The sequence below is a fragment of the Streptomyces sp. CA-210063 genome, from assembly GCF_024612015.1.
Classification (GTDB): Bacteria; Actinomycetota; Actinomycetes; order Streptomycetales; family Streptomycetaceae; genus Streptomyces.
Genome location: NZ_CP102512.1, coordinates 8,042,310 through 8,064,324, shown reverse-complemented (window position 1 = coordinate 8,064,324; position 22,015 = coordinate 8,042,310). Strand labels below are relative to the sequence as shown.

The 22,015-nt window shown below is 71.4% G+C and carries 20 protein-coding genes and 1 pseudogene; 9 read left to right on the top strand and 12 right to left on the bottom strand.

Features of this window, described 5'->3' with window-relative positions; translation table 11 throughout:
- The first annotated feature begins 216 nt into the window (after positions 1–216).
- Positions 217–852, top strand: a complete 636-nt coding sequence (locus JIX56_RS35210) for a phosphatase domain-containing putative toxin (protein WP_257546594.1) — start codon at positions 217–219, stop codon at positions 850–852.
- 237 nt (positions 853–1,089) lie between these two features.
- On the opposite strand, the gene JIX56_RS35205 is transcribed toward JIX56_RS35210, so the two are convergent.
- From JIX56_RS35205 to JIX56_RS35195, 3 genes are all read right to left on the bottom strand, one after another.
- On the bottom strand, positions 1,090–1,905 hold the full coding sequence (locus JIX56_RS35205; protein WP_443031930.1) for an SAM-dependent methyltransferase: 816 nt from the start codon (positions 1,903–1,905) through the stop codon (positions 1,090–1,092).
- A gap of 79 nt (positions 1,906–1,984) precedes the next feature.
- A complete protein-coding gene (locus tag JIX56_RS35200; RefSeq protein WP_257546590.1) occupies positions 1,985–2,269 on the bottom strand; it encodes a DUF397 domain-containing protein in 285 nt (94 codons plus the stop codon).
- Between the two features lie 9 nt (positions 2,270–2,278).
- Positions 2,279–3,139: a helix-turn-helix domain-containing protein gene (locus tag JIX56_RS35195; RefSeq protein WP_257546588.1), complete on the bottom strand. Its 861-nt coding sequence runs from the start codon at positions 3,137–3,139 to the stop codon at positions 2,279–2,281.
- A gap of 249 nt (positions 3,140–3,388) precedes the next feature.
- Between JIX56_RS35195 and JIX56_RS47730 the strand changes: the two genes are divergently transcribed.
- The 3 genes from JIX56_RS47730 to JIX56_RS35180 all read left to right on the top strand — a co-directional run bounded on the left by JIX56_RS47730 (position 3,389) and on the right by JIX56_RS35180 (position 6,909).
- A complete protein-coding gene (locus JIX56_RS47730) occupies positions 3,389–4,237 on the top strand; it encodes an ATP-binding protein (RefSeq protein WP_306819898.1) in 849 nt (282 codons plus the stop codon).
- Entirely contained in the window at positions 4,228–4,695 is a 468-nt protein-coding gene (locus tag JIX56_RS35185) for a hypothetical protein (RefSeq protein ID WP_257546586.1), read from the top strand. Before JIX56_RS47730 ends, JIX56_RS35185 begins: the two co-directional genes overlap by 10 nt.
- Positions 4,696–4,965: 270 nt before the next feature.
- Positions 4,966–6,909: an ABC transporter ATP-binding protein gene (locus JIX56_RS35180; RefSeq protein ID WP_257546584.1), complete on the top strand. Its 1,944-nt coding sequence runs from the start codon at positions 4,966–4,968 to the stop codon at positions 6,907–6,909.
- A 10-nt stretch (positions 6,910–6,919) separates the two neighbouring features.
- Here the strand turns inward: JIX56_RS35180 and JIX56_RS35175 are convergent, their stop codons facing one another.
- From JIX56_RS35175 to JIX56_RS35155, 5 genes are all read right to left on the bottom strand, one after another.
- On the bottom strand, positions 6,920–7,105 hold the full coding sequence (locus JIX56_RS35175; protein ID WP_257546582.1) for a hypothetical protein: 186 nt from the start codon (positions 7,103–7,105) through the stop codon (positions 6,920–6,922).
- A 238-nt stretch (positions 7,106–7,343) separates the two neighbouring features.
- On the bottom strand, positions 7,344–8,729 hold the full coding sequence (locus JIX56_RS35170) for an amidohydrolase (RefSeq protein WP_257546580.1): 1,386 nt from the start codon (positions 8,727–8,729) through the stop codon (positions 7,344–7,346).
- A gap of 112 nt (positions 8,730–8,841) precedes the next feature.
- Complete coding sequence (locus tag JIX56_RS35165; protein ID WP_257546579.1) at positions 8,842–11,352, bottom strand: FUSC family protein; 2,511 nt, start codon at positions 11,350–11,352, stop codon at positions 8,842–8,844.
- Between the two features lie 631 nt (positions 11,353–11,983).
- A complete protein-coding gene (locus JIX56_RS35160; RefSeq protein WP_257546577.1) occupies positions 11,984–12,715 on the bottom strand; it encodes a DUF7873 family protein in 732 nt (243 codons plus the stop codon).
- A gap of 124 nt (positions 12,716–12,839) precedes the next feature.
- Entirely contained in the window at positions 12,840–13,265 is a 426-nt protein-coding gene (locus JIX56_RS35155) for a hypothetical protein (RefSeq protein WP_257546575.1), read from the bottom strand.
- Between the two features lie 99 nt (positions 13,266–13,364).
- Between JIX56_RS35155 and JIX56_RS35150 the strand changes: the two genes are divergently transcribed.
- Both JIX56_RS35150 and JIX56_RS35145 read left to right on the top strand, forming a co-directional pair.
- A complete protein-coding gene (locus JIX56_RS35150; RefSeq protein WP_257546573.1) occupies positions 13,365–13,565 on the top strand; it encodes an SDR family NAD(P)-dependent oxidoreductase in 201 nt (66 codons plus the stop codon).
- Between the two features lie 799 nt (positions 13,566–14,364).
- Entirely contained in the window at positions 14,365–14,769 is a 405-nt protein-coding gene (locus JIX56_RS35145) for a RidA family protein (RefSeq protein ID WP_257546571.1), read from the top strand.
- A 33-nt stretch (positions 14,770–14,802) separates the two neighbouring features.
- On the opposite strand, the gene JIX56_RS35140 is transcribed toward JIX56_RS35145, so the two are convergent.
- Both JIX56_RS35140 and JIX56_RS35135 read right to left on the bottom strand, forming a co-directional pair.
- The gene (locus JIX56_RS35140; protein WP_257546569.1) at positions 14,803–15,528 is read right to left on the bottom strand and encodes an aspartate/glutamate racemase family protein; all 726 of its coding nucleotides are present in this window, start codon (positions 15,526–15,528) and stop codon (positions 14,803–14,805) included.
- A 2-nt stretch (positions 15,529–15,530) separates the two neighbouring features.
- On the bottom strand, positions 15,531–17,030 hold the full coding sequence (locus JIX56_RS35135) for an NCS1 family nucleobase:cation symporter-1 (RefSeq protein ID WP_257546567.1): 1,500 nt from the start codon (positions 17,028–17,030) through the stop codon (positions 15,531–15,533).
- Between the two features lie 210 nt (positions 17,031–17,240).
- Between JIX56_RS35135 and JIX56_RS35130 the strand changes: the two genes are divergently transcribed.
- Positions 17,241–17,924 (top strand): GntR family transcriptional regulator, encoded by a 684-nt coding sequence (locus tag JIX56_RS35130; RefSeq protein WP_257546565.1) that lies wholly within the window; start codon positions 17,241–17,243, stop codon positions 17,922–17,924.
- Positions 17,925–18,048: 124 nt separating this feature from the next.
- A complete protein-coding gene (locus JIX56_RS35125) occupies positions 18,049–19,524 on the top strand; it encodes a LamG domain-containing protein (RefSeq protein ID WP_257546563.1) in 1,476 nt (491 codons plus the stop codon).
- Positions 19,525–19,564: 40 nt separating this feature from the next.
- On the opposite strand, the pseudogene pip reads toward JIX56_RS35125, so the two are convergent.
- Both pip and JIX56_RS35115 read right to left on the bottom strand, forming a co-directional pair.
- Positions 19,565–20,567: pseudogene (gene pip, locus JIX56_RS35120) on the bottom strand (prolyl aminopeptidase).
- Between the two features lie 65 nt (positions 20,568–20,632).
- Positions 20,633–21,373, bottom strand: a complete 741-nt coding sequence (locus tag JIX56_RS35115) for a uracil-DNA glycosylase (RefSeq protein WP_257546562.1) — start codon at positions 21,371–21,373, stop codon at positions 20,633–20,635.
- Between the two features lie 64 nt (positions 21,374–21,437).
- On the opposite strand from JIX56_RS35115, the gene JIX56_RS35110 reads away from it, so the two are divergent.
- Entirely contained in the window at positions 21,438–21,962 is a 525-nt protein-coding gene (locus tag JIX56_RS35110) for an RNA-binding S4 domain-containing protein (protein WP_257546561.1), read from the top strand.
- The last annotated feature ends 53 nt before the right edge of the window (positions 21,963–22,015 follow it).

Sequence of the window (22,015 nt, the reverse complement as noted above, 5' to 3'; positions counted from 1 at the left end):
AGCATGCAAGGTCATCACATACCGAAGCTAATGCCGTGAGGTCGGACACAAACAGACAGAACCCTTACCGCGTGCGGGCTACGATGCGGAGCAGACCCCCCGTCCCCAACCCTCGGGTCATCCATGTCTGTAACCCTCCCGCCCGCCCCTCTACGCCCCGGTCCGCTCCCCACCGCTCCCGCCCGCCCTCGCTCACTCCGCCAGAAGGTGGTGCGTGTGTTCGTCGGAGTACTGCTCGGCTATCTCGCGCTGTGGGCCACGGGTTCGCTCGGCATCCTGGCGGCGTCGTACGTGGCGCATGAGACGACCTCGGCGCCCGAGGGGACCCGCTCGGTGCGGGGCATCCACAACTTCCAGCCCGTCGGCACGGACGGCAAGCTGTGGCGCGGCGCGGTGCCCTCCCCCGCCGGCTACCAGGCGCTCGCCGACCTCGGTTTCACCACGGTCGTCGACCTGCGCGCCGAGAAGCTGAGCGCCGCGCAGCTCGCCCTGCCGCGCGAGGCGGGCCTCGATGTCGTACGGGTGCAGATGCGCGACGGGCAGACCCCGACGCCCGAGCAGGTGCAGCGTCTGCTGGACACCGTCTCCGAAAACTCCGGGCCGGTGTTCGTGCACTGCGGTGCCGGCGTCGGCCGTACGGGGACGATGGCCGCGGCCTACCTCGTACGGACCGGGCAGGAGGAGTCGTCCGGAGCGGTCTGGCGCAATCTGTCGGTCGGGCCGCCGTCGGTCGAGCAGATCTACTACGGGCTGATGCTGGAGCAGGAGCGGGAGACCGCGCGGCCGCCGTTCCCGGTGGTCGCGGTGAGCCGCCTCGTCGACGCGCCGCGCCGCATCTGGTCGTACGTGTAGGCACCGGCGCGCACGGCGCCCGCGTCTGGTCGTACACGTAAGCGCCAGGCGCGCACCACGGCGCACGAGCCCCGGCGACACCACGGCGCACCAGCGCCGACGAACACTACGACGCATGAGCGCGGGCAAACACCACGCGCACGAACACGCGGCGCGGGCAACACCGCGCGCACGAAGACGCGGCGCGGGCCTCCTGGCCCGCGCCGCGTCTTCGTGTGGCCGTCGTCGGCGAAGCCCTTACGGCTTGCGCGCCACCGCCCCGTACCCCGGGATGACCCCGTCGTCCTGGCCGGCGACGGGCTCGCCGAGTTCGGGGTGCCAGTGGTGGGGCACCTCGACGCCGGGGTCGACCAGTTCGAGGCCGTCGAAGAAGCGGCTGAACTCCTCGCGGGAGCGCAGGGCCAGGGTGACGCCCGCGGCCTTGAGCTTCTCCGTCGCCGCCTTCGACTCCTCCGGGGTGAAATCGGCGGTGGCATGGGTGATGACGAGGTGGCTGCCGGAGGGCAGCTCGGACATCAGCCGCTCGACCAGGGCGTGCGCGCCGTCCTCGTCGGAGACGAAGTGCAGCAGCGCGATCAGGGAGAGCGCCACGGGTCGGCCGAGGTCCAGCACCTGCTTGGCGCCCTCGATGACGGCGTCCGGGTCGCGCACGTCGGCCTGCAGATACTCGGTCCGCCCCTCGGGCGTACCGCGCAGCAGGGCCCCCGCGTGGGCCAGCACGATGGGATCGTTGTCGCAGTAGACGACGCTCGCGTCGGGGGCGACCCGCTGGGCGATCCGGTGCAGGTTCGGCTCGGTCGGGATGCCGGTGCCGATGTCGAGGAACTGCCGTACGCCGTGCTCCGCCAGCCAGCGCGTGGAGCGGTGCATGAAGGCACGGTTGACCCGTGCCATCACCGGCACCCGGGGGTCGAGGGCGAGCATCTGCTTGCCCATCGCCTCGTCGACGGGGTAGTTGTCCTTGCCGCCGAGGTACCAGTCGTACATCCGCGCGGGATGGGGTCTGCTCGTGTCGATCTCGACGGGGGAAAGCCCGCTCATGACGAACTCCATAAGGTTCTGCCGCAGTAGGTGATCAACTCAGTGCCAAGATTAGGGAGATGACTGAACAACAGGGAGGGCGCAACAAGCCTCAGGACAGCAGGAAGTCGGCCACCCCCGCCTTCGCGCCCTGGATGAACGCGTTCATCTCGTCGGGTGTGTAGATCAGCGCGGGTCCGTCGGGGTCGGTGGACTGCCGTACGGCGATCCGGCCGTCGGCGAGCTTCATGGCCTCCAGGCAGTTGCCGCCGTTGCCGCCGCTCCAGGGCTTGTGCCAGCCTTCGCTGCCCAGCTCCCGCGCGGGCATGCCGTTGTATACGCGTATGTGCGCCTGGGTGTTGGTGCGCGTGCGCGACTGCGACTTGATGCGATCCATTCGGTGTCTTCAGAGCTCCTTGCGGAGATCCCGGAGGATCTCCTTCGTGCGTTGTGCCGTGGCGGCCTGCGCCGCCATGCGGTCCATGACCTCGAGGTGGGTCGCCACCTGGGAGCGGTCGTCCAGGTAGACGGCGCCGGTCAGGTACTCGCTGTAGACCATGTCCGGAAGTTCGGGCATGGCGAAACGGAACAGGACGAACGGCCCGTACGTGCCGGGATGCGGTCCTGTGTCGAACGTGGCGACCTGCAGCGTCACATGGGACAGCTCCATGGCCTCCAGCAGTCGGTCGAGCTGGGCGCGCATGACCGCCGGTCCGCCGACGGGGCGGCGCAGGGCGGTCTCGTCCATCACGAACCACAGCCGGGGCGCGTCCTTACGGGTGAGCAGTTCCTGTCGTTGCATGCGCAGGGCTACATGGCGCTCGATGTCCTCGGGTTTGGTCTGGCCGATGGCGCCCGAGGTCATGACGGCGCGCGCGTAGTCCTCGGTCTGCAGCAGTCCGGGGACGAAGTGGGGGTCGTAGCCGCGGATCAGGGCGGCCGCACCCTCCAGGCTGACGTACATGGAGAACCAGCCCGGGAGGATGTCGTGGTAGCGCTGCCACCAGCCGGGTTTGTTGGCCTCCTCGGCGAGCCGGACGAAGGTCTCGGCCTCCTCGTCGCCGACCCCGTACGCCTTCAGCAGGAGCTGGAGATAGGGGATCTTGAGGGCGACCTCGGCGGTCTCCATACGGCGGACCGTGGCGGCGGTGACATGCAGGACGCGCCCGGCGTCCTCACGTCTGATGCCGGCGCGCTCGCGCAGTTCCAGCAGACGTCGGCCCAGCACGACCTGGCCGACCGTCGGCGCGGACCGCGGCTCGCTCATCTCGCCCCTCTCTCATCTGCCCCTGAACCGTCCCGACAGGCCTGCGGCGCCGTTCGGAAGCCCTGCCTGCCGCACAGGTCCGTGTACACAAACGGACACTGTGCGTACATACGAACGTTCTGCGAGGGATTTCCAACTGGCGCCGCTACACGTGCTGTTGCGTGCAGTGTGCCACGGCCGTTCAGAGAGTCACACGGCACTCTGCAATTTTCAGAGTGACACTTGCCAAGTGTTCACGGCGAGGCGATAGTGGCAAGCGTGATTCCGCCCCCTGCGCCGTTAGGAACAGACGCCGCCGGAGACCGTGTCGGTCCCGGTCCGGCCGCCGGGGCGCGCCCCGAGACAATCGCCGAGCGCCGGTTTCGATTCGAGCTGGCCGCGCACCCGGGTGCCGTGGCCCAGGCCCGGCGCGTGACCCGTACCCAGCTCACCGGCTGGGCCCTCTGCGAGGACACCTGCGACACGGCCGCCCTGGTCGTGTCCGAGCTGGTGACCAACGCGATCGTGCACACCGCGAGCGCCCAGATCGTCTGCGAGCTGCACGACGGCGACGATCTCGTGCGCATAGCGGTACGGGACGAGGGATGCGCTCCGGGTGAGCCGCATCCCTCGCCGCAGCGGCCCGAGGAGGAACACGGGAGAGGGCTGCTCCTCATAGAGTCCCTCTGCCGCTCCTGGGGGGCGCAGCCGGTCGGCTTGGGGCTCCTGGTGTGGGCGGACGTACCTCGCGCGCTGGTCGCGGGCGCCGTCCACGCCGACGCGGGCACGGGCACGGGAATGACCACGAGCGCGGACACCGCGGTCCGGTCCGACTTGGGCTGGGGCGCGAAGAAGCCGCCGGCCGAGGACCGGGGCGACGAGGCGGAGGCGTTCCGCCGGGCGGGTGCCGATGGCCGTAAGGCTGTCGACGGCCGTACGGGTGCGGACGGCTATAAGGCTGTCGACGGCCGTACGGGTGCGGACGGCTATAAGGGTGTCGATGGCCGTAACAGTGCTGATGGCCGTACGGCGGCCGAGCGCCGCTTCGGTGCCGAGTGTCGTAGGGAAGTCGACGTCCGGCCGGAAGTCGGACGTCGGACGGGGGCCGAATGGGTGTGAGCGCGTCGATCGGTCCCGCTCGGCCCCCTGGTGGGGGCAGAGTGGCCCGCGTGGTGAGCCTTGACACCCTGACGCGCCTGCGCCGCGCCCAGCGTCCCGCAGCGGCGCCCCGCCCGCTTCCCCTGCCCGAGGGCATGACCGCGCCCATGGGGTGCGACGCGGTTGCCGTCCCGGCCCGCTTCGGACCGCAGGTCCTGCCCCGGCTGCCCCGTGTGGGCTGTGTCTACGCCGACCGGGCGCACTGGTGGTGGCTCGTGCCGGCCGACTCCGACTACGCGCTGGAGTGGCCGGCGCCGGTGCGCTACACCACCGGGGCTCTGGTCTCCGACGGTTCGGCGGCTCCCGGGCTGATCCTCAGGCCGGAGGGCACGATTCCCTATACGCCGCCGATACCGCTGTACCTGGCGTTGTGCCGGGTTACGGGGACTACGCCGACCTGGTCTCAGCTGACTGCGTAGGGCTCCGCGCAGGGCTCCGCCGGTCGGGCCGACTTCGAGTGCGGGTGGGTGGGGGCTGGTCGCGCCCACGCGGCGGAGCCGCAAATCGATACAGCCCCGCGCCCCTGAAGGCGCCTGCGGCCCTTCACAACAGGACTGCGGCGCACTCCTCCCTGCCTCCGAGCGCCCCGCGTGCTCCGGGTGAGAGGCGGTGTCGCCGGTGTGCGCCCTGGTCGGGAGCGGAGTGTGCCGGGATAGTGGCCGTCGGTGACGACTCGGGGGAGGCCACGGGTGGCGAAGGCGCGTGACAGGGGCAAACCGGAGACGTCGGAGTCGGAGCTGCTGCTGTTCGGGGGCCCGCTGCGGTACGACATGGGCTGGTCGCAGCATGCCAACGCGTTTCTGGAGCTGAACTTCCGCGCGATGGTGCGGCGGCTGCCCTCGCTGCTGGCGTCGAGTTTCCGGCTGGCCTGGCAGGCGGACCGGCGGGCGGCCCGGACGGTGCTGGCCGCCGAGACGGGCCGCGGCCTCGCCCAGGCGGTGAACCTGCTCGCGGTGAACACCATCCTGGCCCGGCTGATGTCGGACGGCACGGTCGAGGAACGGTTACGGGGAGCCGTCCCCGCGCTCGTCACCATCGCCGCCGTGATGTTCGTGGCCACGCTGCTGCGGGCCGCGTCGACGTATGCCACGGGCCGGCTCGAACCCAAGGTGGAGCGGGTCGCGACCGAGCTGTATCTGGAGCGTGCGGCGGCCGTGGAGCTGTCCGCGATCGAGGACGACGGCTTCCACAAGCTGCTGGACACCGCGAAGTACGGCGCCCAGTCGGCCCGCCGCATGATCAGCTACTCCGCGCGCGTGGTGAACGCGCTGATCTCGCTGATCGCGGCGGCCGGCGTGCTGACCGTCCTGCACCCGGCTCTGCTGCCGCTGCTCGTCACGATGACGTTGCCGAGCGCCTGGAGCGCCCTGACGATCGCCCGCCGCCGCTACGAGTCCTTCCACGCCTGGGTGCAGCACGCGCGCGCGGGATATCTGCTCAGCTCCCTGCTGATCGAGCCGGAGGCGGCCCCGGAGATCCGGGTGCACGGCGTCGGCCCGTTCCTGCTGCGCCACTTCCGCTCCATGTCGGAGACGGCGGAGGCCGAGCAGGCGCGCCTGGCCCGGCTGGCGGCCCGTACGGGCCTGTACGCGGCCGTGTGGACCGGCCTGGCCACCGTGGCGACGTACGCGACGCTGGGCGGTCTGCTGCTCGCCGGCGCCATGGCACTGTCCGTGGCGGGTACGGCGGTCATCGCGATCCGCACCGGCTCCGCCAGCCTGGACACGCTGGTCCTGGAGGTGAACTCCCTCCACGAGGAGGCCCTCTTCGTGGGCGACATGGAGCGCCTGTACGTGGAGGCCGCCAAGCGCGCGATCCCGGAGGGCGGCGACCCGCTGCCCGAGGATCCGCGCGAGATCCGGGTGGAGAACGTGACGTTCACCTATCCGGGCAAGGCCACCCGGCCCGCACTGAGCGATGTCACGCTGACCGTGCCGCTGGGCAAGATCGTGGCGCTCGTCGGCGAGAACGGCTCGGGCAAGACGACCCTGGTCAAGCTGCTCGCCGGGCTGTACACGCCCGACCAGGGCAAGATCATGTGGGACGGCGTGGACGCGGCGACCGCCGACCGGCACCGGCTCGCCGAGCGCATCGCGATGGTCGCGCAGGACTTCAAGCGGTGGCCCTTCACGGCCCGCGTCAACATGGCGATCGGCCGCCCCTCGGCGCCGCTGACCGACGAGCGCCTCGCCGCGTCCGTCGCCGAGGCCGGGGCCCAGGATGTGGTGGAGGATCTGCCGCGCGGCCTCGACACGCTCCTGGCCAGGGGTTTCAGCGGCGGGCACGAGCTGTCGGGCGGGCAGTGGCAGCGGCTGGGGATCGCGCGGGCCGCGTACCGGCGCGGGCGCATCCTGATCGTGGACGAGCCGACGGCGGCCCTCGACGCCCGTGCCGAGCTGGAGGTCTTCGAGAAGATCCGCGCCCTGGCGGGCACCGGTCAGACGGTCGTCCTGATCACCCACCGGCTGGCGTCGGTCCGCCACGCCGACCTCGTGCACGTCCTCGACCAGGGCCGCCTCGTGGAGTCCGGCACCCCGGACGAGCTGCTGGCCACGGGCGGGGTGTACGCGGAGCTGTACTCACTCCAGGCGGAGCAGTTCGCGGCCAAGGTGCCCGCGCCGAAGGCGGGCTGACCGGCCGACCTCAGGCCGCGGCGCCCGCCGCGGCGTCGGCGCCGCGCACGATGACCAGGAACATGTCCGTGGCGATGTCCATCACGACCTCGGCCTGCTGGCCCTCCAGACGTGCCGCGTGCGCGAACTCCTCCGCCGGCCACGAGCCGCGCGGCCCACCGGCGGGAAAGCGCCCCAGCACCATTCGCCCGTTCACCCTGCACCTCCATGTCGCGCCGTACCCGTAACCCGTAACCCGTAGCTGCGTAGCTTGTAGATTTAAACGCCAATCATGGGGTGAACGGCTCGCCGAATGACGTTACTGAGACGTAGTTGACACTTGGTCAACGACGGACCGTGAGGTACCTCTCAGAAATCACACATTCCGGTGACTCTATGTGCCAAACCTCGCACTCTTCGTCACTTGGTGTACTCGTCGTGGTAGGCGGGTCCGCTCACTCGGGCGGCTTGTCGTAGTCCTGGATGCGGCCGCCGTGGCTGCGGTCGGTGAGTGCGGCCAGGCGGTGCTCCAGCTCCCGTACGGTCGCCGGCACGTCGACGGTGAGCAGCGCGCGGTCGCGCATGAGGACGCGGCCGTCGACGATCGTGGTGCGGACGTCGGCGGAGCGGGCGCTGTGCACGAGGGTGGCGGCGAGGTCGTGCACCGGCTGGGTGTGCGGGCCGCTGAGGTCGACGAGGACGATGTCGGCGCGCAGGCCGGGGGCGAGGCAGCCGACCCGCTCCTCCAGTCCGACGGCCCGGGCGCTCTGCAGCGTGGCGTGGTGCAGGGCCTGACGGGAGGTCAGCCAGCGCGGGTCGCCCTCGGTGGACTTCTGGACGAGCGCGGTGAGGGCCATGGCCTCCCACACGTCGAGGGAGTTGTTGGAGGCGGCCCCGTCCGTGGCCAGCCCGACGGGGACACCGATACGGCGCAGGGCCCGGACCGGGGTCGTGGGCCAGGCGAACTTCAGATAGCCGCGGGGCGCGGTCGCGACGGCCACCGGCCCGGTCGCCCGCTCCAGCACCGGCAGGTCGCGCTCGACGATCCCGGTGCCGTGCGCGATGAGCAGGCCCGCGTCGACGCCGAGCAGCCCGGTGCGCTCCAGGACCTCGATGGGGGTGACACCGTGCCGGGCGAGGCTGTTGTCGGTCTGGTCGCGGCTCTCCGAGGCGTGCAGATGCACGGGGAGGCCGTGCTCGCGGGCGAGTTCGGCGGTCGCGGCGAGATCGGCGTCCTCGACGGTGTAGGGGGCGTGCGGGGCGAGCGCGGTGGTGATACGACCGCCGGCCGCGCCCCGGTGCCGTAGCGCGAACTCCAGGGACCTCTCCCGGCCTTCGGGCCCCTGCGAGGAGAAGAAGGCCTCCCCCAGATGCGCCCGCATCCCGGTCTCCTCGACCACGGCGGCGACCGTGTCCATGGAGAAGTAGTGGTCGGCGAAGCACGTCACCCCGCCCCGGATCATCTCCGCGCAGGCCAGCCGGGCCCCCAATTCCACGTCCTTCGCCGTCAGGTTGGACTCGACGGGCCAGATGACGTCGTTGAACCACTCCTCCGCCGGCATGTCCTCCGCGATGCCGCGCAGCGCCACCATCGGCGCGTGCGTATGGCAGTTGATCAGCCCCGGCATCGCGACCTGGCCGCGCGCGTCGATACGTTCCGCCGTGGCCACCGGAGCGGTCTCCTCCGCCGGGCCGATGCTTGCGATCACCCCGTCCCGTACGACGATCGCCGCGTCCTCGACGAAGGCGATCCCCTCGTGCTCGTCGTGGACGAGGGCGGTGCAGCCGGTGATGACGAGATCGGCGGGAGACGAGGAGGGAGACGGAGTCGTGGGCCTCATGCCGTCACGGTACGACGCTGACGTGCTCGGGAGGGGTGCGAACCGGGCATCCGGCGGCTGGGGAGGCGGTGGAATCCGGCCGCGCCCGCCGCCGCGACGGACCGGGTCGTGCTCAGGCCGTGCGGCCCGGCCTCGGCAGTACGTCGGACGCGTGCGGTGCGTCGGGGAGGCTGATGCGCGCGTGCTTCTGGTGACGCGCGAGTTCGTCGAGGAGTGCGGTGAGCCGTTCGGTGTGGTGGCGGGTGAGGCGTCCGGTGTCGTCGAGGTGCACGGCGCAGGCGGTGGTGGTGTCGACGAGCCGTTCGAGGACGGCGGCGACCTCGTCGGTGCCCTCGGTGTGCCGGGCCAGGGCGGGCAGTTCGGCCCCGGAGAGGGCGATCGCGCTGCGGGCCTGCGCGAGTGTGCGGTACGCCTCGCGGCGCAGGGTCCAGCGGGCGGCGCGGTCGTCGGACTCACCGGGCAGTGCGGCCCCGACGGACACGGACACGCCGTTGGGCGTGGATACGCCCTTGGGCGTGGAGGCGCCGCTCGGCGTGGACACACCGTTGGGCGTGGAGGCGCCGCCCGGCGTGGACACACCGTTGGGCGTGGACGCGCCGCCCGGCGTGGACGGCCGGCGCGACCGGGAGGTCCCGCTCGGCCCGGAGGTCCGGCTCGGCCCGGCGGCTCCGCTCGCCCCGGAGGTGTCCCTCGGCCCGGAAATCCCGCTGGGCTCGGCGGCCCCGCTGGCCCCGGAGACCCCCCTCGACCCGGAAATCCCGCCGGGCTCGGCGGCCCCGCTGGCCCCGGAGACCCCCCTGGGCCCGGAGGTCTGGCTCGGCCCGGCATCCCCGCAGGTCTCTGCTGGCTCGGTCCTGCTTGCCCCGGAGGCCTTCCTCGGCCCGGAAAACCCGCTGGGCTCCCCGGCCCCGCTTGCCTCAGAAGTCCCTCTCGACCCGAAAATCCCATTGAGCGCCGCAGCTCCGCTAGCCCCGGAAGTCGCCCCAGGCCCAGAAAACCCGCCGGGCTCGGTGACCCCGCCTGCCCCAAAAGTCCCCCTCACCCCCGTCGTCCCACTCGCCCACGAAGTCCCCCTCGGCCCGCGCGACTCGTTCAGGACGTACGCGAGGTACGCGTGCGCGGCCGTCCCCGCTTCGGTGAGCCGGGCGCGTACGCCCCCGCCGCGCTGTCCCTTCGGCATCGGCAGGTGGCCGACGATGAGGACGATGGCGCAGGCCAGCAGCGTTTCGGCGATGCGGCTCCAGGAGGCGAGGGGATCGCCGCCGACCATGACGAGGGCGAGGACGAGGACGGTGACGACGGCGGTCTGGGCGGCGAAGTGCCGGGTGGCGACGGGGATGAGCGCCCCACTGACCGCGACCAGCGCGATGAGCCCTTCCGGGTGGGGCAGCACGGCCGCGAACCCGGCGAAGAGCACGGCACCGAGCACGGTCCCCGCGGCCCGGCACAGCACCCGGGACACGAGCGGCCCGAGGTCGGGCTTGACCAGGAAGACGGCGGTCGCGGGCAGCCAGTACCAGTGCTCGTGGTGCAGCACCTGCGCCACGGCCGCGCTGGCCCCGAAGGACAGGGCGACCCGCAGCCCGTACTCGCGTCCACCGGACCCGAGTGCGAGCCGCACGAGCGACCCGACGGTACGGCGCCGTGTGTGCAGGTCGTGGGTGTCGCCACCCCGGTCGAAGGCCTCGGCGGCGCGCAGGAGCGCGTCGTCGAGGGCGCGCAGCGCGGGCGCGGAGCGGGAGGGCGCGGGCAGTGGCCCGGTGGCGGTGTTGCCGCGTACGGCGGCGGCCAGCCGCCGGGGCCCTTCGGAGGCACGGCCGACGACGGCGTCCCCGACCCAGGCCAGCGCGGTCGCCGCCTCGGCGAGCGGCAGCGCGGCGCTGTACTGCGCGTGCAGCCGCCGCTCGGCCGACGAACTGGCGTACCGCCGTAGCCGGGGCCCGGCGAGCGCGTCCTGGGCGTGGTCGAGGGCGGCGGTCAGCGCGGCCCGCCGGGCGGTCGCGTCCGGGGTGCCGACGGCGTCCAGCAGCCCGGCGATCGCGTCGTACACCGCGGCGACGGCGTCCCGCTCCCCGTCGAACCGGTAGTCACCGGCGGTGAGGACAGCGGGCGTGGGCAGGGCGAGGCGCAGGAGGAGCAGCCATCCGGCCCCGGCGAGATAGCCGAGCGCCCGCTGCCACCCCGACTCCGGCAGGGGCATCCCGGCCCCGATGGCGGCGGCGACCAGCAGTTGTGTCCCCGCTCCGGACGCCACGGGCCCGACCGCGCTCATTCCGCCGGCGAGCAGCCCGAGCGCGGTGAGGAGCAGGGTGAGGACGACGGCCCCGACATACTGTCCGGCGTACGTCCCGACGAGCAGCCCCACGGCCCCCGCGAGCGCGGGCACCCCGAGCCGCTGCACCGCGACGCGCCGGCTGCCGGGCCGGTCGTTGATCCCGGCGAGCATGGCCCCGAGCGCGGCGACGACCCCTAGGGAGGGCCGCCCCACCAGCACGGCCACGAGCAGCAGCGGCCCACCGGCCAGGGCCCCCCGCACCACCGCGTTCCAGGGCACCGGCCCCCTTTGCGCACGCAGAGCATGGGCGAGCCAGGGCGGCAGAGCTGGGACAGCGGGGCGGGACACGGGGCTCCTGTCGTCAAGTGAGGGCGGGGTGTGCCTTCGGGCGACGGCGGCCGGGGCTTTGGCGGTGCCGGTGACGCCAGTTCATGGCATCTCCTGCTTGTGGTCTCCACCGTAGAACCCGGACCTGGAGGAAGGGGAACGCTCGTATTACCGCGATGTGACGATACTTGGAAAGGCCATGTTCTTTATGAACGCAACCCGGAAACGGACGGGTCCGGGGGCGTGGCCGAGAAACGGGTGGATCAGAGGGAGCGTCCGAGAAAAAGGTGGGCCCGAGGGCGTAGCCGGCCCCCGGGCCCTGAGATGCCGCCCATATGGGCACGCCGCCACGGTTGAGAACCCAGGTCAGTCGTCATGTCGCCGCGTCCTGCCTTTGGACCACCGCGCATCGAGCTGCGCGGGCCGGACTTGAACCGGCACTTCGACGTCCCGGGGCCTGGGCCCGGTCGTTGCGACGATCGGCGGCGAATACTGAGTCTGGAGCAATAGTCTGAGATTGATCACGGCCCGTCCCTGAATTCTTCGGCGGGTACGGGCCGCTCCGTCACGACAAGCCTCAGCTTCAGCTTGCGCTCCTCGCGCACCCCGCCCGGCACAGAGGCCGGCCGGGGAGTCTGTGAGACTACCCGAGCTATCCGAACAGGTAGCCGAACACGGCGTCACCGACCCGCTGGTCGACGACCTCCACGCCGTTCGCCTCCTCCCGCGCGAACTTCACGGCCTGCTGCAACTTCTCGACGCGGCCGAGGATCTCGTTCACGCGCCGGGCGGGCAGGGCGCCCGAGAACTTCACGGTGGTCCAGTAACCCACCGGAATGTCCTCGTAGTACACCTCCACCTGAGCGGGGTGCTTGTCGGTCGCCTCGGCCTTCACATGGTTGCGCGGCACCTTCTTCGTCCGCACCGTCCGCACGGCCTCGGTCTTCCAGGCATCGGAGGACGGATCCTGTGCCCACGCCTCGGAGGCGTCGAGCACGGGCAGCTTCCGCACCAGCGTGTTGATCTCCCCGAGTTGCTTCTCGAGGAAGAGCAGATAGGCGACAGGCACGTCGGCGACCAGCACCCGTCCCTCCACCTTCACATCCGCCCGCGCCGTGCAGTTGGCCCAGTCCTTGGTGGCGGTCACATCGAACAGCCGCGTGAGAATCCCCGCCGTCTCCCGCAACACGTCCTCCGCCCGCACCTGCACCCGAGTCGACTCGGGCGGCAACTGCTCACCCTCCTCGTCCTTCGGCTGATACGTACGCGCGATACCGGCCAGCAACGCCGGCTTCTGCAGCCCGTGATGAGCAGCCGTCAGGTCCTGATGGGACTTGGCCTTGACGCCTTTCTCGACTGCGATGATCTGATTGAGTTTCGCCACGTGGGAGACGGTAACAGCGGAAGTGCGATCTTCTCGAAGGATTATTCGTAAGGAACGTATGCCCGGCTCGCCGTGGGGAATTGCTCCACAACCGAATCGGGGAGCCCCGCGTCGCCGGTCGTGCTCATCGCCGGGATTCGCCGTTCGACAGCCGCCCGATCGAGCCTGCCTGGATGACCGTGCCTTGGTGTACGCTGCCGTTGATGGTGTTGTAGACCGATCCCCTGCCCTGCTCGTCCTTCTCGGGCACCAACTCGTCGAGCAGTGCCCGGAGTTCCGCGGCGGCGTTCGGGTCCGCCCGGAGCGTGCGCCGCAGACGGTTGCGCCACTCCGCCTGCACGTCGGCGACAGCCTCCTCGTCACCGGCGTCCTGCGCGGCGACCAGTTCGGCCCGCGACTCCTCCAGGTCGTCCTGGACGTCCTGCTCGCTCCTCCCTCGCGAGAAGAAGGAGGCCACCCGATCGCGCAGCCCCGCCCACCCGTCACCCACCATCGACTGAACCAGCGTCGTGGCTCCCGCCGCCGCCAGTGCGGCCAACTCCGCGTCCACCGGGCCCCCTTGCTCTACGTCGCCGTATCGGACCCCCAACCGTACCGTCAGACCGCGCACCGACCGGGTGACCAGCGCGAAGGATTCGGACCCGGCTCGATGGAGGAACAGTCCCTCGCATCGTTCCGCAGGGTCCTCGACGTCAATCTCCAGGGCCCTTGGCCGGGTATGCGCGCGGTGGCTCCCTCGCTGCGCCGGGCCGGCGGCGGGGTGATCGTGAACATCTCCTCCCTCGCGGGACCGACCTCCTACGTCTCGGGCCTCGCAGGCCAGCCCACCGTCGTGACCTCGGACGACTGACGACCGACTCACGGTTCGGTCGATTGTCAGTGGCCTGCGCTTCAATGAATGCACGGTCACACAGAGTGACGACGCATGAGCGGGGGAGGTAGCGCGATGGGTGGCCATGAGGAGGACGGGCAGCGGTATGTGTCGTTGGCCGGGCTGCGGGTGCGCGGGTGGACCGAAGGGATGGTGCGTCGACTGCTCGGGGCGGCGGACCGGCTCCGTGTGAACCCTCGGTTCAGGGACGCGCCGAGAGCGCGGCTGCACCGGCTGGATCGGGTCGAGACGGCCGAGCGGAGTGACGAGTTCCGGGCGGTGGCGGAGTCCTCGGGGCAGCGGTCGGAAGCGGTACGGGCCGCGATGCGGCGGCGGAGGGAGGAGGTCCTGGAGCGGATCAGGAACGAGCCGATCGACGTGCCCCGCCCGGATCCGGGCAAGTTGGCGCTACGGGCGATGGAGCACCGGGCCCGGCGAGAAGCGGAGTGGAGGCGGGCGGGAGGCGGCGGGAGGATCGTGAAGGGCCCCGTCGGCCGTGCCTCGCTCGACCCATGGAAGGTCGACTCCTTGCGCCATCGTCTCCGCCACTACGACCGGCTCCTGGACACGCTGCCCGGCCACGGGCGGAGTTCCGGACGGCCGGAGGCCGCGACGCTGCTGCGGGAGCGGATCTGCGCGACCATCGCGGAGGCGTACCCGCCCCTTGCACAGGAGTGCGTGCCCGTGGCGGCGCGGCGACAGCGTCGGCCCGGAATTCGGATGCGTTCACTGCGCAGGTTGCGCATGATCGACAGGTTGTCCTCTACCGGGAGCCGTCATGATCGAGCGCGTCACCGTACCCAGCCTCTTTCCGCCGCCCGTCTACTCGCACGCGTCCGTCGTCGAGGCGGGGACGAAGCTGGCGTTCCTCGCCGGTTCCGTTCCGCTGGACACCGAGGGGAAGCTGGTCGGAGAGAGGGATCCGGTACGGCAGGCCGAACAGGTGCTGGCGAACCTCGGGGAGCAACTGCGGGCGGTGGGCAGCGACTTCGCACACGTCGTGTCGACCGACGTGTACGTCGTGAGCGGCGAGCCCGCGGTCCTCTCCGCGGTCTGGGACGTCGTCGAGGCGTCCGGCCTCAGTACCGGCCCCCACTCGTCGACCCTGCTCGGCGTGGCCTGCCTCGGCTACCCGGGCCAACTGGTGGAGATCACGGCGACGGCGGTGGTCCCGGAGTCGTAGTGCGACAAGGGACGCGGAGAAGCCCACGCCCCCCTACCGCGCCCCGGTCTCCCCGTTCCCCCAGCTCCTCCTCTTGGGCAACGGCTTCGCATAGCCCCCCACCCGGCTGGTCGTCAGCCCCAGCGACACCAGTGACTCGGCGAGTTTCACGGCCGCGCCCACCCCGTCGACGACCGGCACCCCGAGCTTCTCCCCCACCGTCCGCTGCAGCCCGGTCATCCCGGCGCACCCCAGGACCAGGACCTCGGCCCCGGCGTCCCGGGCCCGCTGCCCGGCGGTGAGGAAGGCGCGGGTGGTGCGGTCGGAGTCGGCGAGGTCGAGGACGCCGAGCCCGGTGCCGACGATCGCGGCGCAGTTGCGGCCCACCCCGGCGGCCTCCAGGCTGTCCTCGATCTGCCCGCAGGAGCGTTCGAGCGTGGTGACGACGCCGTAGCGCCGCCCGAGCAGACAGGCGAGGTGGGCGGCGGCCTCGGTGATGTCGACGACGGGGACGTCCACCAGTTCGCGCGCGCCCTCGCGCCCGTGCTCGCCGAACCCGGCCATGACGACGGCGTCGTACGGCTCCTCGTAGGTCCGCAGGGTGTCGAGGACGGCGGCGGCCGAGAGGTAGCTGTCGAGCCAGCCCTCCGCGGACTCGGGACCCCAGGCGGGGGTCAGTCCGGTCACGGTGGTGCCCGGGCCTGCGGCGGCCCGGGCACCTCGCACGATCTCCTCGGTCATCTCCTGCGTGGTGTTGCAGTTGGTGACGACGATGCGCACGCTCAGCCCTCTACCGCGGTGGGCTCGACGACCGTGCTCTCCGTGCTCTCCGTGCTCCCCGCCGCGGCCCGCTCGTCCCGGCACAGCACCGCGTACAGCCCGGCGGCCAGCGCCGTTCCGATGAACCAGGAGTAAGGGGCGACCGCGCTGAAGGCCGTCACCAGGGCGAGGACCGCCGAGACCGCCGCGGCCGGCAGGAACGCCCACAGGGCCTTGGGGTTGACGCCCTTGCGGTAGTAGTAGCGGGAGCCGGGCTCGGCGTTGAAGAGTTCGTCGACGTCGATACGGCCACGCTTGACCCAGAAGTAGTCGAGCATGATCACGCCGAACAGTGGGCCGAGGAAGGCGCCCAGGCCGCCGAGGAAGTACTGGACGACGGTGGGGTTGGAGAAGAGGTTCCACGGGGTCACGACCAGCGCCGCGACCGTGCTGATCAGGCCGCCGACCTTGAAGGTGATCTTCTGCGGCCAGACGTTGGCGAGGTCGTACGCCGGTGAGACGAAGTTGGCGACGATGTTGACGCCCATGGTGGCGATGGCGAAGGTCAGGGCGCCCAGGACGAGGATCCAGGTGTTGCCGATCTCGGCGACGAGGTGGGCCGGGTCGGTGATCGCCTTGCCGAAGACCTCGATCGAGCCCGCCGTGACGATGACCGAGACGACGACGAAGGCGGTCGAGTTGATCGGCAGGCCCCAGAAGTTGCCCCGCTTGACCGTCCGGTAGTCCGGTGCGAAGCGGGAGAAGTCGCAGAAGTTGAGCATCAGCGTGCCGTAGGTGGCGAGGACCAGCCCGATCGCGCCGAACCACTGCCGCCACTGCTCTCCGACGGAGACCGGGTTGGGGGTCGAGGTGAGGGAGATGGTCCAGTCGGCCTCGGCGAGGATCCACACGGCCAGCGCGATCATGACCAGCCAGATCGCCGGGCCGCAGAAGTCCTGGAACTTGCGGACCGACTCCATGCCCTGGCTGATGATCAGCGCCTGGATGAGCCAGAGGGCGACGAAGGTGACCCAGCCGAGGTGGTGCAGGCCGAGGAAGGAGTTGTGGGTCCAGGACTCCAGACCCGGCCAGGCGGCCAGCAGCATGATGTTGACCGCGACGGACGCGAGGTAGGTCTGGATGCCGTACCACATGATGGCGATCACGGCCCGGATGAGGGCCGGGATGTTGGCGCCCCAGACGCCGAAGCTGATGCGGCTGACGACGGGGAAGGGCACGCCGTGGCGCTGCCCGATCTTCCCCATCCAGTTCATCCCGATGTAGATGATCACGAAGCCGACGAGCAGCGACGTGAAGACCTGCCAGACGTTCATGCCGAGGACGAGCAGGCCCGCGGCGAACGTGTAGTTGCCGAGGTTGTGGACGTCGGACATCCACAGGGCGAAGAGGTCGAAGACCTTCCAGTTCCGCTTGTCGGCGGGTGCGAGGTCTTCGTTGGTGAGGCGAGGGTCGGGGACGAACGCGGTGGTGCCGGTGGCTTCGGCACTGTCGGCGAGGGACATGGGGCCTCCAGGAGCGAGAGGAGACAGGGGTAGGTGGTGGGGACTGGTGCGGCGACGACGGGCGTGGGGACCGGTGTGGGGGACCAGGGGACCACTCCGAGTTGTTTGGTATACCAAACTGCCGACATGCTCCTCCGGTCAACCGTTCCGACCGATGTCGCTGTGGTTAACGCCGCGTAAAACACCCTCCGAGTCGGCGAAGATTGCCCCATGAGCTCCCTGGCTCCGGAAGGAGCGAAGATCGAACCCCTGGGCGCGGTGCGCGAGCGCGTGCTGGGCACCCTGCGGCAGGACATCATCGCGGGGCGCCTCCGCCCGGGCGACCGGCTCGTGGAGCGCGAGCTGGCCGACCGTTTCGGGGTCTCCCGGGTCCCGGTCCGCGAGGCGATCCGCGCCCTGGTCGCCGAGGGCTTCGTCCTCTTCGAGACCCCGCGCCGCACGGTCGTCCGCCGCCTCACCCCGGCCGACGTGACGGAACTCTTCGAACTGCGCGAGGCACTGGAGGTGTACGCCGCCGGGCTCGCCGCCTCCCGCGCCACCCCGAAGGCCCTGGCGGAGCTGTCCGCCCTGCTCGACCGGGCGGCGGAGGCGACCCTCGCCGGAGACGCCGAGACGATCACCGACATCAACACCCGTTTCCACGACCGCGTCCTCGCCATGGCGGGCAACAGCCTGCTCATCTCCGTCATGGAGCCGGTCGACGGCCGCCTGCGCTGGCTCACCCGACGCAACACCGAGTGGTCCCAACTCCTCACCGAGCACCGCGAGTTGTACGAGGCCATCGCCTCCGGCGACCCGGACCGCGCCCGCGCCCACGCGCTCACCCACGTCCGGACCAACTACCGGTCGACGGTGCGGCACCTGTTCGGCGAGGACGGCGACGACATCGCCTGAGCGGCTGAGCACCTGAACGCCTGAGACGACATCGCCTAAACCCCGGTGAACCATGAGCACCGCTCTGCCTAGACTCGGCCGACCGTCAACTCAGGCAGAAATCCAGGCAGTTCAGGGAGCGAGCATGGTCAGCAGACGTGGGCTGTTGAGCGGAGCGGCGATCGTGGGCGTGGGGGCGTTCACAGGAGTGGCGGGGAGCGCGGGCACCGCCGTGGCCGACGCACCGCTCAACACTCCGTTCACCCCCGTCACGGCACCGCATCTGGCGGAGGCCGAGCGGATGGTGCACTACCAGCGTCTCCTGGCGTCCGGCTATCTGCCGGGCGGCCTCATCGGGCACTGGCCCCTGGACGGCACGGGCACCGACCGCTCCGGCCGCGACCGGCCCGTCACCCTCGGCTCCGGCGCGTCCTGGTCGGCCCTGCGCGCCGGCGGCGACCTGAGCTTCGACGGCACGTCGAACGCCTACGCCGCGACGACCTCCGTCCTCGACACGACGGCCCCGTTCACGGTCTCCGCGTGGGTGCGCCTGTCGAACGACGCCGACTCCCCGGCCAAGCCGGACACCATGTACACCGCGGTCAGCCAGGACGGCACGTCCGCCAGCCGCTTCCTGCTCCAGTACGACCCGGCGTTCGGCACCTGGGCGTTCAAGGTGCGCAGCGAGGACCAGAGCGCCAAGGTCTCGGCTGTCGCCACGACCGCCGCCACGACCGGGGTGTGGACACATCTGACCGGAGTGTGGGACGGCACTCAGGTCCACCTGTACGTCAACGGCCGACTGGAGGGCAGCGCCGCCACCACCCTGTCCTGGGCTGCCACGCAGGGCTTCAACATAGGCCGCGCCAAGTGGGACGGCGCCCCGGTGAACCGCTTCAAGGGCGCCGTCGACGACGTACGGGCCTACGACCGCGCGCTCTCCCCCGACGAGATCTCGATCGTCAGCGGTCTCACGGCCCGGGAGAACAACGTCTACCTCGTGGGCGCCTCGTCGACCGTCACCTGGGGCACCCCCGACGACCTGACCAGCTGGATCGCCCGCGCCCGCTGCTCCTCCTTCATCACCTGGGTGCTCCGGCACACCTACGGCTGGGCCACCACCGACTACTTCAGGCAGTACTTCCAGGACGGCATCCCCGAGGCCGCCGACTACCGCAAGGCCTTCACCGACGGCACCGGCGGCCCGCACTTCCAGCGCATCCGCAAGGTCGCCGACCTGCAGCCGGGCGACCTCGTCGCGGTCGACTACAACGACAGCGACCCCGACAACACCGGGCACATCGTGCTGGTCCGGCAGGTCAAGGGCGTGTACACCGGGACGGGCGTGCGGAGCGGGGAGACGCAGTACGCCGTCGAGGTCGTCGACATGACCTCCGCCCCGCACGGCGTGTACGGGCAGCCCAGCGCCACCACGCACCCGGACACCCGCATGGTCGGCAACGTCGACGGGGAGGACTTCGCCGGCGTGGGCATCGGCCACATGATGTTCTACGCCTCGAACGCCACGGGCGAGTTCTCCCGCTACCGCTGGAGCTCCTACGGCGCGTCGACGGACCACGACGTCACCGCGCGCCCCATCTCGGCGGCCCGCGTCGTCTGACGCCCGGCCCCGGGCACGCATCCGGCACCCCTCACGCCGCTCATCTCTTGGCGTACTTGTCCGTCGCCTCCACCAGCGCCTGCGCCATGTCCGGCGCGCCCGCGTTGTGTCCCACGTCGTCGACGAGGACCACCTCGCTGCCGGGCCAGGCGTGGTGGAGGCGCCAGACGATGCCGAGGAGGTTGCCGGGGTCGAGGCTGCCCTGGACGAGGGTGCCCGGGATGCCCTTGAGCCGGGGCGCGTCGCGCAGGACGACGCCGTCGCCGTCGTGTCCCCCCGCCCATGCCCATGCCCTCGCCCTCGCCCTCGCCCTCGCCGAGGAAGTGGCCGTTGCCCCAGTAGTGGGTGACGGTGCGGGCGAAGGCGTAGCGGAAGACCGGGTCCTCGTAGCGCGGCACGGAGCGGGGCGGCTGCGCCGCGATGGCCGTCTCCCAGTCGGTCCAGGCCCGCGCGGCCCGCACCCGCACCGCCTCGTCGGGCGACTCGAGCAGCCGGTTGTACGCGGCCGCCGGGTTCCCGTCCCGCTCCTCCTCGGGCAGCTCGGCGAGGAACCGCTCGAAGGCCTCGGGCCAGAACTGTCCAAGCCCCCTGGTCAGCAGGGCGACTTCGGCCTCGGACCCGGTGGCGACCCCGGTGAGGACCAGCTCGGTCACGGCCTCCGGATGCGTCTGCGCGTACCGCAGGCCGAGCGCCGACCCCCACGACACGCCCCACACCAGCCACCGCCCGATCCCGAGGTGCCGCCGCAGCAGCTCCAGATCGGCGATCAGATGATCCGTCGTATTGACGCTCATGTCGGTCCCGTACGCGCTCGCCGGAGGCGTCGAACGCCCGCAGCCACGCTGGTCGAACAGCACGATCCGGTACGCCCCGGGGTCGAAGAGCCGCCGGAACCACGCGTTGGCCCTGGACCCCGGCCCCCCGTGCAGCACGACCGCGGGCTTGCCCCGCGGGTTCCCGCAGACCTCCCAGTACACGTGGTTGCCGTCCCCGACGTCGAGCATGCCGTGGTCGTACGGTTCGATCTCCGGGTAGATGGGCATTGCGCGACCCTAACCGGCGTGCGACGGCATCGGCAGCCGCTTTTCCGTCGGACCCCGAGCCCCGCCTACGAGGTGACGCTCAGCCCCGCGGACTTCGCCGCCGTACGCAGGACCTCGCGCAGCATGACGGGGGTCAGCCGGCCGGTGAAGGTGTTGCGCTGGCTCACATGGAAGCAACCGAAGAGGTCGAGCCCGTCGAGCGATACGCGGGTGCCGTGGCCGAAGGCGGGCCGCGGCCGGGGCACGTCCCAGCCGGCCTCGGCGAGCGCGGGCAGCGCGGCCTGCCAGCCGAAGGCGCCGAGTACGACGACCGCCCGCAGCGTCGGCCGCAGCAGCTCCAGCTCCCGGACCAGCCACGGCCGGCAGGTGTTCCGTTCCTCGGGGGTCGGCTTGTTGGCGGGCGGCGCGCAGTGCACGGGCGAGGTGATCCGTACGCCGTGCAGCTCCAGTCCGTCGTCGATGGCGACGGCCGTGCCGCGCGAGGCGAGGCCCACGTCGTGCAGCGCCGCGTAGAGCACGTCGCCCGATCGGTCGCCGGTGAACATCCGCCCGGTCCGGTTCCCGCCGTGCGCGGCGGGGGCGAGCCCGACGATCAGCAGCGCCGCGTCGGGAGGCCCGAACCCGGGCACCGGCCGCCCCCAGTACTCCTGGTCGGCGAACGCGGCCCGCCTGGTGCGCGCCACCTCTTCCCGCCACTCGACCAGCCGCGGACAGGCCCGGCACCCGGTGATCCGCGCGTCGAGCGCGGCCAGCCCCGTGTCCCCGCCTCTGCCATTCCCGCTGTCACCGCCTCTGCCGCTGCCCATGCCTCCACGGTACGTCCGGTGATCGCCTCCCCGGGACGGCCTGCTGGAGAGCTAAGGTCGAGACATGGCTTCTGAAGGTACGGAAGGTAGGGAAGGTATGGAGGAGCGGGCGAGCGGTCCGGGCACCACGGACCGGGCTTCCGACCCGGCGGCGGCAGCCGCCGAGGCCGCCCGCCCCACGAGCGGCGAGACCGTCCGCATCGACAGCTGGATCTGGTCCGTCCGTCTGGTCAAGACCCGCTCGATGGGCGCCACCGCCTGCCGGGGCGGCCACGTCCGCGTCAACGGCGAACGCGTCAAGCCCGCGTACGCGGTGCGCGTCGGCGACGAGGTACGGCTCCGCCAGGCCGGGGGCCACGAGCGGATCGTCGTCGTCAGGCGTCTGATCCGCAAGCGGGTCGGCGCGCCCGTCGCCGCCGAGTGCTACGTCGACAACTCCCCGCCGCCCCCGCCCCGCGAGGCCACCGCCCCTGCCGGCATCCGCGACCGAGGCGCCGGCCGCCCCACCAAACGCGACCGCCGAGACCTGGAACGCCTCCGGGGCCTGGCCGAAGCCGCGAACGCCGAGCGCCACCGCCACGCCACGTAGTCCCGCGACGGGCCCCATGTCAGCAGTGGGCATCGCCGAGGCGCTTCCCGACG